The 14,423-nt window shown below is 64.3% G+C and carries 14 protein-coding genes and 1 other RNA gene; 7 read left to right on the top strand and 8 right to left on the bottom strand.

The genetic code is table 11. The features are described from left to right. Positions 1 to 342 carry a hypothetical protein gene (locus tag Q1M07_RS13320; RefSeq protein WP_300454399.1) on the bottom strand — a complete coding sequence of 114 codons (342 nt, stop codon included), beginning with the start codon at positions 340 to 342 and terminating at the stop codon, positions 1 to 3. Positions 343 to 436: 94 nt separating this feature from the next. Between Q1M07_RS13320 and Q1M07_RS13315 the strand changes: the two genes are divergently transcribed. Both Q1M07_RS13315 and Q1M07_RS13310 read left to right on the top strand, forming a co-directional pair. Then, positions 437 to 1,516, top strand: coding sequence for a fructosamine kinase family protein (locus Q1M07_RS13315; RefSeq protein WP_300454398.1), 1,080 nt, complete (start codon positions 437 to 439; stop codon positions 1,514 to 1,516). A 17-nt stretch (positions 1,517 to 1,533) separates the two neighbouring features. Further along, the gene (locus Q1M07_RS13310) at positions 1,534 to 3,195 is read left to right on the top strand and encodes a CorA family divalent cation transporter (RefSeq protein ID WP_300454397.1); all 1,662 of its coding nucleotides are present in this window, start codon (positions 1,534 to 1,536) and stop codon (positions 3,193 to 3,195) included. A 29-nt stretch (positions 3,196 to 3,224) separates the two neighbouring features. On the opposite strand, the gene Q1M07_RS13305 is transcribed toward Q1M07_RS13310, so the two are convergent. Further along, the gene (locus Q1M07_RS13305) at positions 3,225 to 4,889 is read right to left on the bottom strand and encodes a TrkA family potassium uptake protein (protein WP_300454396.1); all 1,665 of its coding nucleotides are present in this window, start codon (positions 4,887 to 4,889) and stop codon (positions 3,225 to 3,227) included. A gap of 291 nt (positions 4,890 to 5,180) precedes the next feature. Here Q1M07_RS13305 and Q1M07_RS13300 point away from each other — a divergent pair, with 291 nt between their 5' ends. Continuing rightward, the gene (locus Q1M07_RS13300; RefSeq protein WP_300454395.1) at positions 5,181 to 6,674 is read left to right on the top strand and encodes a bifunctional aminoglycoside phosphotransferase/ATP-binding protein; all 1,494 of its coding nucleotides are present in this window, start codon (positions 5,181 to 5,183) and stop codon (positions 6,672 to 6,674) included. Between the two features lie 108 nt (positions 6,675 to 6,782). On the opposite strand, the gene Q1M07_RS13295 is transcribed toward Q1M07_RS13300, so the two are convergent. From Q1M07_RS13295 to Q1M07_RS13285, 3 genes are read right to left on the bottom strand one after another with little or no spacing between them, the layout of a single operon-like run. Continuing rightward, the gene (locus Q1M07_RS13295; protein ID WP_300454394.1) at positions 6,783 to 7,730 is read right to left on the bottom strand and encodes a zinc metalloprotease HtpX; all 948 of its coding nucleotides are present in this window, start codon (positions 7,728 to 7,730) and stop codon (positions 6,783 to 6,785) included. Positions 7,731 to 7,736: 6 nt separating this feature from the next. After that, positions 7,737 to 8,051 (bottom strand): chaperone modulator CbpM, encoded by a 315-nt coding sequence (locus Q1M07_RS13290; protein WP_300454393.1) that lies wholly within the window; start codon positions 8,049 to 8,051, stop codon positions 7,737 to 7,739. A gap of 3 nt (positions 8,052 to 8,054) precedes the next feature. Then, on the bottom strand, positions 8,055 to 9,008 hold the full coding sequence (locus Q1M07_RS13285) for a DnaJ C-terminal domain-containing protein (RefSeq protein WP_300454392.1): 954 nt from the start codon (positions 9,006 to 9,008) through the stop codon (positions 8,055 to 8,057). A gap of 158 nt (positions 9,009 to 9,166) precedes the next feature. On the opposite strand from Q1M07_RS13285, the gene Q1M07_RS13280 reads away from it, so the two are divergent. The 3 genes from Q1M07_RS13280 (at position 9,167) to Q1M07_RS13270 (ending at position 11,261) form a co-directional block, all read left to right on the top strand. Further along, positions 9,167 to 9,598 (top strand): Hsp20/alpha crystallin family protein, encoded by a 432-nt coding sequence (locus tag Q1M07_RS13280; RefSeq protein ID WP_300454483.1) that lies wholly within the window; start codon positions 9,167 to 9,169, stop codon positions 9,596 to 9,598. A gap of 12 nt (positions 9,599 to 9,610) precedes the next feature. Next, entirely contained in the window at positions 9,611 to 9,985 is a 375-nt protein-coding gene (locus tag Q1M07_RS13275; protein ID WP_300454391.1) for an Hsp20/alpha crystallin family protein, read from the top strand. An 88-nt stretch (positions 9,986 to 10,073) separates the two neighbouring features. Beyond that, positions 10,074 to 11,261: a lipid-transfer protein gene (locus Q1M07_RS13270; protein WP_300454390.1), complete on the top strand. Its 1,188-nt coding sequence runs from the start codon at positions 10,074 to 10,076 to the stop codon at positions 11,259 to 11,261. 66 nt (positions 11,262 to 11,327) lie between these two features. On the opposite strand, the gene Q1M07_RS13265 is transcribed toward Q1M07_RS13270, so the two are convergent. After that, complete coding sequence (locus Q1M07_RS13265; protein ID WP_300454389.1) at positions 11,328 to 12,428, bottom strand: transglutaminase domain-containing protein; 1,101 nt, start codon at positions 12,426 to 12,428, stop codon at positions 11,328 to 11,330. Between the two features lie 19 nt (positions 12,429 to 12,447). Further along, positions 12,448 to 12,900 carry a TlpA disulfide reductase family protein gene (locus tag Q1M07_RS13260; RefSeq protein WP_300454388.1) on the bottom strand — a complete coding sequence of 151 codons (453 nt, stop codon included), beginning with the start codon at positions 12,898 to 12,900 and terminating at the stop codon, positions 12,448 to 12,450. 554 nt (positions 12,901 to 13,454) lie between these two features. On the opposite strand from Q1M07_RS13260, the gene Q1M07_RS13255 reads away from it, so the two are divergent. Continuing rightward, entirely contained in the window at positions 13,455 to 13,889 is a 435-nt protein-coding gene (locus Q1M07_RS13255; protein WP_300454387.1) for a hypothetical protein, read from the top strand. Between the two features lie 398 nt (positions 13,890 to 14,287). Here the strand turns inward: Q1M07_RS13255 and ssrA are convergent. Further along, positions 14,288 to 14,423: a transfer-messenger RNA gene (ssrA, locus tag Q1M07_RS13250) on the bottom strand; the annotation flags it as partial.

The following is a 14,423-nucleotide window of genomic DNA, read 5'->3' as shown; positions in this document are numbered from 1 at the left end:
CTACTTGCTGACTGCTTCCTTGGCTTTGTCTGCCGCTTCCTTGGTCGCGTCGGCGGCTTTGACGACCATCTCCTTGCCGGCTTCCTTGGTTGCCTCGACCGCTTCTTTGGTCTTGTCCTTGACTTCCGTACCGGCACTGACGACCTTCTCCTTTGCCGCCACGCCGGCGTCCTTGACGGCCTCCTTGGTCGCGTCGGCGGCCGCGCCCACGGCCGCGCCGGCTTTCTGCGCCGATTCTTTCGCAAGCCTGGCCGCTTCGGTCTTGGCGGCATCTTCCTTGGGGCCACAAGCGGCAACGGCGGCGGTCAGTACGGCTGACAGAACCAACAGGTGGATTTTCATGATCTCGAACTCCCGTTATTGAGATGGATCGGTGGATTGATGAAGCGGCGCGTTTGCGACAAGCTCGGCGGAATGGCTTCTGCCGCCCTGCCGAGTGCTGCCGGACTTTGCGAACCGCCACTATCACAGCACATTCACTGCCTCGAGTAAACCCGACCGACGGCCCGGACGGTCGCTCTCGCGCTCGCCGGGAGAGGCTCGCTATCTCCCGGACCAGGCGCAATACGGCTCCGGAATTGTTCCCCGGCCGGCCTGGAGCCCAATCCTGAGCAGCCATCTCGACCCCGCGCTGCACCAGGCGCTCAGCGAAGCCATCGGCCAGGCCACCGGCCGGCGGGCGGACGTCGAGCGCGCCACGATGATCGGCGGCGGTTCGATCTCACGCACCCTGCGGATCGATAGCGACGACCGGTGCTGGTTCGTCAAGCTCAACGACCCTGCCCTGGCCGACATGTTTGCCGCCGAAGTCGACGGTCTGAGTGCCCTGGCGGTATGTTCCGCGCTACGCGTCCCGGGCGTCGTCGGCCACGGCGTTGCTGGCCGGCACGCCTGGCTGCTGCTCGACCATCTGGCGCTGCGCGGCTTGCGCGAAGGCCGCCGTGGCGCGGACGCGGGACGCGCGCTGGCCGAACTGCACCGCATCGAGGGAGCGCAATACGGCTGGCATCGCGACAACTACATCGGCCGCACACCACAGTTCAACGCGCCGCACGCCAGTTGGCCAGCGTTCTTCGCCCGCCGACGGCTGCTGCCGCAACTCGATCTGGCGCGCCGCTTGGGCCACCACGGCAAGCTGATTGCCGCCGGCGAGCGCCTGGCCGACAAGCTGCCCGCTTTGTTCGCCGACCATCGACCACCGCCCAGCCTGCTACATGGCGACCTCTGGTCCGGCAACGCGGCGAGCGACGAGACTGGCGCTCTGGTGCTTTTCGACCCGGCGGTCCATTTCGGCGACCGCGAGTCCGACCTGGCGATGAGCGAGCTGTTCGGCGGTTTTCCGGACAGTTTCTATGCTGCCTACGGCGAGTCCTGGCCACTGGCCGATGGTTTCGAACGGCGGAAGATCCTGTATCAGCTCTACCATGTGCTCAATCATCTCAACCTGTTCGGCGGTGGCTACCTGCTCCAGGCCGAACGAATGATCGCCAGGCTGCTGGCCGAAATCGGCGGTTGACTTTGTCCGAACTGTCCATGCCCGCAACGAAAACTTCTATCGGCCAGCGTGTCGGCCATTTCCGACAGATTCTGCTGTGGCCACTGCAACTGATGCCGTTGCCCGACGGCGGCCCGTTTGCGCATCATTACCAGTTGCTCGAGCAGCCAAGCGCCGACAATCCGTGGCGCGAACTGGTCGACGAGTTTTGTGGCGACCCCGAGCAGTTCCACGAACGCCACTACAGCGAATTCGTCACGTTCTTACCTTATGTCCAGCGTTTCCTCTACGGCGAGAGCGATCGCCAGGAAAACAGCGCGGGCTATGGCGAATCGCCGATTCGCATCTTCCGTCGTCACGACGTGGCACGGGTGCGCATGACGTACAAGGACAGCGACGAACCGACGACTTTCGACATCGTGCACCTGGATCTGTACTTCTTCTACGACATCGACGTGCTGATCCTGGTCGTCGAGATCGCCGCCGACGATCTCGACCTGCGGCAGTGTCAGGACACGCTCTATCGCTTCGGTCGCGCCTATCCGCCTTACTGGGACGATGACGGAAGTGGCGGCCATTGTCTGCGGCGGGCCGAATGGCTGGCCTCCGACGGGCGGGTGTTGGCCGTCTCGGACTACGAGAAACGCGGCAAGTATCTGTCCTTCGTCGCCCGTTTCCGGTCGCCGTGCATTTCGTCGCACTGGGAGTTTCTGCTGCGGCCGCTGGTCTTGCACCATTCCGATGCGGAAGGCCCGGTGCGCTACCGACAGATCGAATACCACCGCATGCCGCTACTCGCCTATCTGGCTATGGACGATCCGCGCTGCCTGAGCCGCGGCGACTTTGCGCGGCTCGTGTTGGTCAGCGGGCCGGGCAAGAGCGGTTCGCTACCGTATTCCGAACAGCATCTCGAGGGCTTCGAAGGGCGCTTCTGCTACGACCGCTACTGGCACCCTGAAAACGAACAGCCGGGCACCCGCCTGCTTTCCTGCGGCCACGCTTTCGTCATGGTGGGCAGCCACCGGGACGCTTACTTCACCGGGTCGGAGAACGGACTGCTCGGGCAGTTCCGCCACCAGTTCTTTCTGCTGGCGCTGATTCCGCATTTCCACAAGGCCGCGCTGCTGATGCTTTCCGACCGCCTGGTCACCGCCCTGAATCGTCTGGAAATCGGCAATGCCGAGTCGGTCAAGCGCTTCAAGCGCGCGATTCGCGGCGTGCTCGAAGTCTTCCTGCGTTTTTCCCACCGCTACTGGTTCTACGAGATCTCCGATCAGGCACAGGCCAAAGCGCTGTTCACCATGACTCGCGAGCACCTCGGAACAGAGCGTCTGTACAACGAGCTGCGCGAAGAGATCCAGGACATGAGCCAATACCTCGACAGCGACAGCCTGCGTCGACAAGCCAATACGGTCGTCCGGCTGACCGTGGTCACCACGGCCGGCCTGATCGCCACGATCAGCACCGGCTTTCTGGGCATGAATCTGATCGACGCCGCACAGGAACCGCTCACCGACCGGCTCCTGTTCTTCGCGCTGGTCTTCGTGCTGTCGGCCCTGCTCACCGGTTTTGCCATCGTCAAATCGAAACGCTTGTCGGATTTCCTCGAAGCACTGTCCGACGAACGCCTGTCGTCGCACGCCAAGCTCGCCACCCTGGTCGCCGTCTGGCGAAAGAAGCGGCTGCCGGGCGCTGACTGACGGCAGAGGACGCGCGTCGGGTCGCGCGATCAGGAATGCTGACCATCGGCCAGCGTGGTTTCGAATTCGTGCAGATAGCTTTCCAGACTGCCCGGCGTTCCGCAGACGAACAGCGTGTCGTCCGGCTGCACCACGAAGGTGTCGTCGAACTCGACGATCACGCTCTCGCCACGTTCGACCGCTACCACGGCCGCTCCGGTTCGCTCGCGCACTCGGTCGCGCCAGGGATGCCCCCAGGCCAGGCCGCCAGCCGCAACGCGGATGAACTTGAGATGATGCTGCACAGCGACCGCTTGTTCACCGTGCAAGTGATAGGCCAGAATCTGCCCGGCCACCTGACCGACCGAGAGCGCGAAATCGGCACCCGCCTGATACAGGCGAGGGATGGTGGGCGCCCGATTGGCGCGCACGATGAGCGGCACTTCGGGCGCGTGATCGCGCACCACGGCGGTGGCGAACACGCCTTCGCTGTCGTCGCTCAAAGCCAGGACCACCGCGCTGGCGGCGCGCACTCGGGCGCGCACCATGGTCGCCTGTTCGAGGATGTTGCCGACGATGTCCACTCCCGGCAGCGCCTGCCGGTCGATGACGACGCTGGCTTCGCCGGCATCGTTGAGCATTTCGACAAACCTCCGGCCGACTTCGCCGTAGCCGGCGAGGACGATCGGGCCGTCGCGGCGGATCGGGATGGCCAGACGTTCTACCTTCGCCAGGTTGGCATGCGCACCGGCGACCACGAGAATGGCACCGGGCTGGATACGCGTATCCGGCCCGGTCGCGCTGTTGAAAGTCCCGCACACCCACTGGCCGATTACCGTCACGCCGTGGCGAAACCGCAAACGCAGGTCACCGAGCCGCTGTCCAGCGAGTGGACTGCTGGCGCGCACCCGGAACTCCGCCAGGCCGACCAGGCTGCCGAGCAGGTGAAGTCCTTCGGCCGGCGGGTTGATGTGGTTGCTCGCGCGAGCGGCGAGCGCGGCAGCCAGTACGTGCGAGGGGGTGAACACCTCCGAAGCGCCGACCTGGAGCATCGGCGGTCGGTACAGAGGATCGTCGGCCAGCGCATAGATCGGTCCTGCAAAACCTTGTTCCCGCGCAATCAGGATGCATATCGCGTTGGCGTGATCGTCGGCATTGGCAACCACCGCTCGCGCGCTTTCGACCCCCGACAACGCATCCGGCTGTTCGCTCAGCTTGCCGAAGACGACTTCGTAGCCTCGATTGCGCAGGTTGCGGGAAACTTCCATATCCTCTTCGAAAACGACGAAGTCGGCAGCGATGCGATGGAACTCCTCAAGCAATGACTCGATGGCCGGACCGTAGCGATAGAACAAGACGCGTCCATTCATTTCCGGCAGCACGTTCGGCAAGCGTGCTTCGAAACGCTCCTCGATGTACGGCAGGACGTAGAAGGGAAAGATGAGGACCAGAAAGAACATGCCGACGAACTGGGTCAGGATGACGAAGATGATCATGAGCGGATGGCTCCACGGCGCGTAGGCGCCATAACCCGTCGTGGTCAGCGTCTCGGAAGCCCATTCCAGGCTCGACCAGAAACTCATCGGTTTGCCTTCGAGGTATTCCGACGCGACCATGAAAACAGCGCCGAAAAGGACCACCGCCATCGGCATGCTGACCAGAAGGCCAATCAGACGCCAGGTCGATCGCTGCAAGCCTTGACTAGTTCTTCTCATCTCAGCAAACCGGCTCGACTGCCGAACCTCTCCTCCGATGCTTCCTCGTGCAGCGGCCAGTATCGTCCTTGCCTCACGGATCGTCAATTCTCCGCCCTGACGAAGCCGGCAGGACGTTCTCCGGGCAAAAGCATCGACGCGCAGCCTCGCACCCCGTGTAGACTGCCGACATCCCGTCGGCAGCGCGACGCCAGGTCAAGCAACCGGATCAGGCAACCTGGCATGCTCGCCTGACAGGCAGTGACCGGCGTCACCCGAGCCCCGTCGGCCGACGCCAGAAAGGATTGATTTATGCCCCAGACGCTGCCACCGCTGATCCAAGCCCTGTTGGAGGCGGGCCGCTACCCGGACCCGGCGCCGCGGGTCGACCTTGTCGAGACTCACGCTTCGTGGCTGCTCCTGGCCGGCGACTTTGCCTACAAGATCAAGAAGCCCGTCACCCTGCCTTTCCTGGACTACGGCACGCTCGCACGACGCAAGATCTGCTGCGAGACCGAATTACGCTTGAACCGTCGTGTTACACCCGAGCTCTATCTCGATGTCGTTCCCATCGCCGGCTCGCCCGTCGACCCGCGATTCGACGGCAGCGGCCCGATCATCGAGTACGCGCTAAAGATGCACCGCTTTGCCGAGGCGGGAAGGCTGGACCACCTGTGCGCGTCTGGGGAACTGCGGCCGCAGCAACTTTCCCAACTGGCCGCCACGCTGGCGGAATTTCACGCCCGTGCCGCGGTCGCCACGCCGGCAAGCGGCTTCGGGCAACCGGCGCGCATTCTCGCGCAAGCCCTGGACAACTTCAGCGAACTGGAAACCCTGCTGCCCAATGATGCAGACCAGGATCGCCTCGCGCGCCTGCGCGACTGGACACGTGCCGAATTCGAACGCCTGGCTCCGCTCTTCGCTTCTCGCCAGACCGACGGGCGGGTTCGCGAGTGCCACGGCGATCTGCATCTGGGCAACCTCGTGCTGATCGACGAGCGGGTGAGACTCTTCGACTGCATCGAGTTCAGCGAAGATCTGCGCTGGATCGACGTCGCGAGCGAAATCGCGTTTACCTATATCGATCTGCTCGACCAGCGCCGGCCGAGCCTCGGCGGCTGGCTGGCGAACGAATGGCTGAGCGGCAGTGGCGACTACGGTGCCGCCGAGGTGCTGCGTTTCTACGCCGTCTATCGCGCGCTGGTGCGCGCCAAGGTCGCCGCTATCCGGGCCGCGCAAGCCGGCGATGGAGCCGAGCGAGCATGGCACTACCTCGCTCTCGCCGATCGTCTGCGGCAAGCGCCCCCAGCGCGGCTGGTCATCACGCACGGCGTGACCGGCTGTGGCAAGAGCCGCGCCTCGCGCCGACTGCTTCTGGCCGACCGGACAGCGAGCACGCTGCGCTTACGTTCCGACGTCGAGCGCAAGCGCTTGTTCGGACTCGCGCCGACCGCCCGCAGCGGCTCGCCACTCGACGGCGGCATCTACGACCGCAGCGCCAGCGAACTTACCTATCGGCGGTTGTACGACCTCGCGCGGACCTTGCTCGCCGCCGGCTGGTCGGTGATCGTCGACGCCGCCTTCCTGGAGCGCCGGCGCCGCGACGCATTTCACGCTCTGGCCCGAGAGGCTGGAGTGGCCTTCCACATCGTCGCGCCGCAGTCGACGCCGGCGCAATTGCGCGCTCGCGTGCGCAGCCGGCTGGCGAAAGGCGGCAATGCCTCGGAAGCGACGCTCGCGGTGCTGGACAGGCAACTGGCCAGCATCGAAGCCTTGCAGGCCGATGAGATGGCTTGCCTGCTCTGATCTGGCGGAATTTTCAGCGGCAGGTGGCCGAATGAGCCCGACCGATCGAGCCGGTCGATCGCCTACACAATGAAGCTGAAATGGGCCAGCTGAAGCTACGACGGGCGGCTAGTACCAGTAGCCTCCAGGATGCCAGCGCGGCGTTCGGCGTGTGGGCTGAACCTGGCTGGTGAACGGTGGAGCTTCCTGCCACGAGAGCCAGCCGACACGGGCATCTGACAGCGACAACAGGCGCGAGATTCGTTCTTCGGTGGCCGGATGCGTGCGCAGCCAGGAGGGTTCCGGATTGCCCCAGCCGGGAAGCAACCACCTCCGCCAGGAGTAGTGAACCTGCCCGATCTTGGCCAGGGCACTTGCCAGACCGGCCGGATCGCCGGTCAGGCGGACCGCCTCGAGGTCGGCATTGAACTCGCGTACGCGCGAAAGGCCCAGTTGCGCGAGCAGCGCCAAATGCGGCGAGGCGACGAGCATGAGCAGAGCGAACAGGTTGACTTCGGCGCTGCCAGTCAAAATGAGCGGCAGCGACAGTAACAACAGGATCTGACCGACGACGGCAAAGAGACTGGTCAAACGGCTGATATAGTCGGCAAGGTTCATTACGCGCAGGTCGCCGGAAGCGATGTGAGCGATCTCATGCGCCAGTACGCCAGCCACCTCGCGCCTCGACAGCGTGCGCAACAGGCCGTCGGTCATGGCCACCGCCGAGCGGTCACGTCGACCGACAGCGAAGGCATTGACCAGCCGCGACGGAACGTAGTGAAGCTGCGGCGGACGCGGCAGCCCGGCGATGTCGGCCAGTCGACGGTTGATGACCGCCAGTTCGGGCGCCTGGTAGTCGGCAATCGGCCGCGCGCGATAGAGCGCCAGCGTCAGTCGCGCCCCGGTCGCCGGTTCGAGCAGCAAGGCCAGAAGACCCGCCGCCAGGGCTACCCACATCCCCTCGTCGCCGAACAGCAGGGCGCCGGACAGTCCGCTGATGCCGAGCAGCGCGAGCAGCAGCAGAACGGTCTGCAGCCGATTGCGCCAGACCTGCCGCTGCCAGATCCGCTGCGTCACGTCAACTCAGCCCGCGCCGAAACGCTCGGCTCGCGCGCGCAACTGGTCGAGTTCCTCCATCAGGTCGGCGACCAGGGCAGCGAGTTCCGGCACGGCATCGAAGTCGCGCTCCAGTTGCCGCATGCGCCGCGCCCTCAGCAGGCTGGCGCTCGAAAAACACCAAACACCGGCGACGCTTTCGGCCTGCGGGAAAAGTCCGTCTTCGATGTGGCGCAACAGCCAGCCGGGTTCGACCGGGCAGGCAGCGGCCACCTGCTCGAGCGTCAGCCAGGTATTCTCCATCAGGCTTCCGATCAGGATCTCTTCGTCACGTAGGGTCATGACTCATGCCCTCCCCTGCCGGCGCGCGTCGAAGGCGAGTTCGCGCGCCATCTCTTCGTAGACTGCGCGTGCCCTGGGCGTATCGGCCGGCGGCAGAACGACGTGGACGTCGAGCAGCAGATCGCCGGGCGGAGTACCGGGAATCCCCTTGCCGCGCACACGCAGTTGCCGGCCGCTCTGCGCCCCCTGCGGGATACGTACTTTGACGCTGCCGGATGGCAGGTCCACCGCCACGATTGCCCCCAGCGCGGCTTCCCAGGGGGCGACCGGCAGCGTCGCCAGGAGGTCGCGTCCGTGCGCCCGAAAGCGCGGATGCGGCTTGAAACGGACTTCCAGCAGCAGGTCGCCGGCCGCAGCGCCACCGTTTCCCGGACTTCCCTGTCCGGCCAGGCGGATGACCTGGCCGGCGTGTACACCTTGCGGGATCCTGACGTTCAGCGTGCGCGTTTCGAGTGTCAGGCGGCCTTGCGTGTCAGTTTTCGGCAAGCGCAGCGAGATCTGCCGGGTGGCGCCGGAAAACGCATCTTCGATGTCGAGCAGCACTTTGGCGTGGTGGTCCTCGCCGCGCCTGTGGAAAGCGGCGCTCTGGCCGGTTGAAAAGTCGTGCTGGCCGGCCGCGCGGCCGAACAACTCGGCGAAGAAGTCCGAGAAGTCAGCCGCCTCGCCGGGTGAGAAACCATGGCTCGAAAACTCGAAGCCGGCATCCCAGTCCGGTGGCGGGCGAAACTCCTGACCCGGCTGGTAGCCGCGCCCCAACTGATCGTAGGCGGCGCGCTTCTCCGGGTCGGAGAGCACGGCATTCGCCTCGTTGAGTTCCTTCATGCGGGCTTCGGCGTCGGGCTCGCGCGAAACGTCCGGGTGGTACTTGCGCGCCAGCTTGCGGAAAGATTTTTTGATCTCGTCGGCCGTGGCGTCACGGGGTACCCCCAGGATCTGGTAGTAGTCCTTGAATTCCATGCACGATCCTCGATTTACAGTGGCGGATGAACTAGCCTACTAGAATGGTAGTGATGGCGGGTGATTGCAAGCTATTGAAGTCCCATGAGGCAGCCCCAATTATGTTACCAGGCGCCGTCAGCGGTGCCATTGACCCACCGTATGGAGGAACGAACATGATGTACCGCTCAGTTTTTCCCCGTGATGTCCTGGCGGAACTGGATCGGCTGCAACGTGAGATGCAGCAGGCTTTCCATATTTCCCCGAGCATTCGCGGCATTGCCCGCGGCGGTTTTCCGGCGATGAACGTCGGCGGCACGCCGCAGGCCGTCGAAATCTACGCCTTTGCCCCGGGCATCGACCCGGCGAGCCTTGACGTGCAGATCGAAAAGGGGGTGCTGACCATTGCCGGCGAACGCCAGCTGGAGCAGCCCGGAGGTGAGGCTACCGTGCATATCGACGAGCGCTTCGCAGGCCGTTTCCGGCGTGTGGTGACGCTACCCGACGACGTCGACCCGAACGCGGTCGAGGCGAAGTACGTGGACGGAGTTCTGCGCATCAGCATTGGGCGCCGGGAATCCGCGCAGCCACGCCGCATCACCATCGAGTAAGGAGGATCGAACATGTCCGACAACAGTTCCGTCAAAAAACAAGCCGCACGCGAGGAAGCCGCGCTGCTGCCACCGGTCGACGTCATTGAGGATTCCGCTGGAATCACCTTGTATGCCGATCTGCCCGGAGTGGCAAAGGAAAGGCTCGCGTTGCACGTCGAAGCCGATACGCTGACCATCGAAGGCGAGATCGCTCTGGACATGCCGCAAAGCATGGTGGCCAGCCACACGGAGGTCAGCCTGCCGCGTTATCGACGGGTCTTCACTCTGTCTAAGGAACTCGACGCGACTCGTGTCAGCGCCGAGTTCAAGAGCGGCGTCCTGAAGCTCTCGATTCCCAAGGCCGAGCACGCGCAGCCGCGCAAGATCGACGTCAAACTCCTCTAAGGCCGCTCCGGCCGGGCGGCCGCTGGAGCATTGACCCGCGCTCCGGCGGCAGCCCGGCCGGGGAACTCGAAGTCGAAAGGAGAGCAGCGTGCAAGACAAGGTGTATGTGGCGGGCATCGGGTCGCCGCGCTTCGGTAAGCCCGGGGTAACCGACACGTACGACCTGATGGCCGCGGCCGCCGTGCGCGAGGCGCTGGCCGACGCCGGACTGACTTACGCCGCCGTGCAACAGGCCTTCGTCGGCTACGTCTATGGCGACTCCACTTCCGGGCAGCGCGCCTTGTATAGCGTCGGGATGACCGGCATCCCGATCGTCAACGTCAACAACAACTGTTCGACCGGTTCGACGGCGCTCTTTCTGGCCCGCCAGCTTGTCGCGTCGGGAGCGCTGGATTGTGTTCTGGCGGTCGGCTTCGAGCAAATGCTGCCTGGTGCGCTGACCGAACACTGGACCGATCGCCCCTCGCCGTTCGCCCGCTTCGACCAACTTTGCGAGGAGGTCACACCTTGGCAAGTTCCCTTGGCGCTGCGCTATTTCGGCGGCGCCGGCCGGGAATACATGCAGCGCTACCAGGTGACGCCCGAGCTTTTCGCCCGCGTCCGCGCCAAGGCCAGCCGGCACGGCGCGAACAATCCCGGAGCGCTGTTGCGCAAGGTGCTCAGCGCGGAGGATGTGATGGCCGCGCCGCTGGTTTTCCCCGAAGCCGGCATGACGCGGCTGATGGCTTGCCCGCCCGCGTGTGGCGCGGCGGCGGCGATCCTCGTCTCGCAGCGCTTTGCCGCAAGGATGAATCTCGATCGCCGTATCTTCATCGCCGCGCAAGCGATGACCACCGACCGGCCAGGAACCTTCGAAAAACGTAGCATGATGGCGCTGGTCGGCGCCGACATGACTCGGGAAGCGGTTGACCGCGTTTACGAAGAAGCCGCCGTCGGACCGCAGGACATCGACGTCGTCGAGCTGCACGACTGCTTCGCGCAAAACGAGGTGTTGTGCTACGAGGCATTGCGGCTATGCCCCGAGGGGGGGGCGGAGAAATTCGTCGCCGACGGCGACCATACTTACGGCGGAAGGGTCGTTACCAACCCCTCAGGCGGCTTGTTGTCGAAAGGACATCCACTCGGCGCGACGGGTCTGGCTCAGTGTGCCGAGCTTGTCGAGCAATTGCGCGGCAGCGCCGGCACACGCCAAGTAGCCAACGCCAGGCTGGCCCTGCAGCACAATCTCGGGCTTGGCGGAGCCTGCGTCGTAACTCTCTATCAGCGTGCCGATTGAGCGACGAGAGGCTGTCTTCGGGAATCGGCCTTATGACCTTGTCCGTTCCCGACAGCGGCCAGCCTCTCAGGCGGTGATCTCGCGCGCCGTGATGCGGTAGCGGAAGTTTTCCGCATCGAGGCTGTCGAAGCGGCCGGCGGCGTTTTCTCCCTGCGGATACATCAAGAACGGCACGCGAGGTCCCGGAGACCCCGGTAACGCTAGGTCGTGCGCGAAGTTGTACGGCAGCCAGTTCATTTCCCAGGCCCCGAAGAGCTTTTCGCGCACCGCGGCGACGAGTTCGTCTTCGAGTGTCAGGCCGGCTCTCTCCTCGAGAACGACTTTGCGCACGTCGGCCGGATCGACCGGCAGCCACCCGATACCCGTCAGCCAGACCTCGGCGCGGCAATGCTGCGCCTTGCTGATGTCGCCGCTCTTGCCGAGGCTCTTATAACCGAACCGCGAGTCGGCGACCCGGATGCCGTAGACGTCGCGTGCCGGCAGGCCGGCGGCGCGCGCAAGACCGACGTAGAGCGCATTGAGGTCGGCGCACTTGCCGGTCAAGTCCCCTGTTTCGAGCATCGCGCGAATATCCCCGGTTCCGCAGCCGCGCGTTTTCGGGTTACGCGCGGTGTGGACAACAATCCAGTCATAGATCGCCCGCGCCTTGTCGACGTCGGTCTGGCGGCCACGGGTGATTTCCAACGCCGTTTTCCTGACGATGCCGTCGGTCGGCAGCAGTTGCGTCGCGCGCGTAAAGAGCCGGGTGCTGGCGGCATCGAGAGCGCTCGCTTTGTCCGCTCGACCGAGGTCGATCGAGCGGTCGCAGGTGGCGAAGCGACTCGTCACTTCGATCACCGGGGCGGGTTCACCGGCTTCCCAGTTCGCCGCCAGCATCAGCGCCCCATACGTCGAATCGCGCTGCAGTTGTGCGGTTGCCGCGTTACCTTGCCAGAGATTGCCCATGGTTCTGCTCCACGCCGATTCATCCACCGACGGCAACGGCAACCAGACACGCGTCGGGCTGTCCGTCTTCGCCAGTTCGGCGCGCGTGGTGACTTCGAAAACCCGCCATCCGTAGACTGGCGAGGGATCGAATTGGCGGCCGGCGGCCAGCGTTGGACGCGGTCCGCCGAGCACGCCGGCGGTCAGCAGGGTAGCGGTCTTGATGAAGTGACGACGATTCATGGTCGATCTCCGGGTTGGCTTAGTTGAAAAAGGGTTGCAGGCGCCGGGTGACGGTCTCCGAGTCCCAGTCGATCGCTCCCTGGCCACGCAAGCGAATGCGGTGGCGACGATCGAGCAGTACCGTTCCTGGCAGAATGCGGACCTGCCAAGCTCGGCTGATGGTCTGATCACGGTCGTCGATGACCGGCAGCCGGAGAGCGTTGTCGGCGAGAAACTGCTCGACTTGCCGGCGGTTGTCGGCGACAGCGACGGTGATCAGCAGCAGGCGATGCGAACCGTATCGGTCGGCCAGGCGCTGCAGCGAGGGCATCTCCTCGCGACAGGGTTCGCACCAGGAAGCCCAGAAATTGATCAGTACCGGCCGGCCGCGGTGGGCGGCGATGAGCGAACTGAGGCGGTTGTCGTTCGGAGTCGACTGCGAACCGGGGCCTACAGCGGTCAGTTCGGAGGCGTGCAGGGCAACAGCGCTCAATGCCGACGCGGTGCTCGCCACCAGCCGGCCGAGGAGGCGACGTAAAGGCGACAGCAAACATCTGCGCGACGAGGGCGCCTTCGCTTTGATCGACTTCTCCCGATTTCGTCAACTGCCGCGAGGCGGAAGCCCCCGCGGCCTACGGTGCCCCGGTCCGCAGACCGGGACGCTTCAATGGCGGTAACGCAGACCGCCGTAGGCCGGATTGTCGCACAACTCGTCGGGGCCCGCCGAAGACCGCTCTGGAAACGTGGAAGCAGAGGCGTTCCACGCCTCGCCAAGTCGCCAGGTGAGAGAGCTTGGTGCTGTTCAATCGTTGTCGAAGAATTTTACATACGGTATCGACGGTATCCCGTGAGGCGTGGATAAGCGCTTGTTTTGCTGCCTGAAGCGATGGAAGCTACGAGAAGGCATTTTTTTTGCTTTGCCTATGGCCATGCGAAACCGCTTGGCAACCAACAGTCGTTCGACGGCAGCGGACCAGTGTTTTCATCGCGCCCCGGTTGATCGGCGGCCCATACAGCACGCTGAGGCCAAGCCCTGAGGGCCACCGCGTGGCCGGGTTATCGGTTAAAATTGGCAACCGCTTCGGCACTTGGCGCCGCGTTCAGGGCAGGGAGCACTATGGAACTATGAATATTCTCAACAACTGGAAAACTCTCGAACTGGTCACACGCGACGGCGAGCAACTGGTGTGTATCGAAGGACGGGTGTACGGCAGCAATCCTCGTTTCCCCTCTTCTTCGCATATCAGGACTTCGCCGATCACGGGCTACAGTTTTCAGTCCAACTCGATGGTGGTGATGACAAAACGCGGATCGGAATACCTACTGGGCAAGCCCGATCCGTCGGAAACCTTCGCCCAGCAGCGCCTGATACGCCGGCTTTCGCGCCTGGGTTCCACCGCCGCTTCGAAATTTGACGCGCTCGAGTCACACTTGACTGACTACAACGAGTTGCACAAGGAAGACACAGCCAAGGCTGGTTAGCCGCGCCCATTGCGCCGGCGGCTTGGACGAGGGGTCGGCCCTGTGCTCCGGACAGGGGTGACAGCGTTTGGCGTCAAGCCGCGCAAACGTGTCCTGACTGGCCGTCGGTCTGCTTCAGACCAGTGAGGTGATTCGGCCCTAGGCGAACCGTCCGTGCTCACGGCGGCTACCGTGGCTGGAAGGCGCGGCAACTTGGCCGCGCGCGGCAGTGTCTCGCCCCTCAGCCCTTGTGTGCTGTCAGCTTTCGCCTTAACGGACGGACAGGCGGAATCTTCGAGCCCAAACTCACTCAGCGTTTCTCATGACCCGGACGCCGCCAGAGCCGCCGCGTGTCAGTTGAACGATCAAAATCTGCGGCCAACGGTAACGGACGGAAACTCCGACGCCGGCCGGCCAAATGACGGCGGGAGCCGAAGCCCCCGCCGATAGCCTTTCTGTTTATTGGACGGCTACGTCCTCAGCAGGCCTAAGCGGCCAGTGCGAAACGCTCATCGTTGGCGTTTATGGATTTGCGCGGATTACGTCCGTCGCCTC

Source organism: Accumulibacter sp. (assembly GCF_029255285.1).
Classification (GTDB): domain Bacteria; phylum Pseudomonadota; class Gammaproteobacteria; order Burkholderiales; family Rhodocyclaceae; genus Accumulibacter.
The sequence above is the reverse complement of the archived record's forward strand: the minus strand, read 5'-3'. Positions and strand labels throughout refer to the sequence as shown.

Coding starts and splice junctions, on each gene's coding strand:
- Q1M07_RS13305 (WP_300454396.1), bottom strand. CDS start 4,889: ATGAGAAGAACTAGTCAAGGCTTGCAGCGATCGACCTGGCGTCTGATT.
- Q1M07_RS13275 (WP_300454391.1), top strand. CDS start 9,611: ATGTCCGACAACAGTTCCGTCAAAAAACAAGCCGCACGCGAGGAAGCC.
- Q1M07_RS13265 (WP_300454389.1), bottom strand. CDS start 12,428: ATGAATCGTCGTCACTTCATCAAGACCGCTACCCTGCTGACCGCCGGC.
- Q1M07_RS13320 (WP_300454399.1), bottom strand. CDS start 342: ATGAAAATCCACCTGTTGGTTCTGTCAGCCGTACTGACCGCCGCCGTT.
- Q1M07_RS13310 (WP_300454397.1), top strand. CDS start 1,534: ATGCCCGCAACGAAAACTTCTATCGGCCAGCGTGTCGGCCATTTCCGA.
- Q1M07_RS13285 (WP_300454392.1), bottom strand. CDS start 9,008: ATGGAATTCAAGGACTACTACCAGATCCTGGGGGTACCCCGTGACGCC.
- Q1M07_RS13290 (WP_300454393.1), bottom strand. CDS start 8,051: ATGACCCTACGTGACGAAGAGATCCTGATCGGAAGCCTGATGGAGAAT.
- Q1M07_RS13280 (WP_300454483.1), top strand. CDS start 9,167: ATGTACCGCTCAGTTTTTCCCCGTGATGTCCTGGCGGAACTGGATCGG.
- Q1M07_RS13300 (WP_300454395.1), top strand. CDS start 5,181: ATGCCCCAGACGCTGCCACCGCTGATCCAAGCCCTGTTGGAGGCGGGC.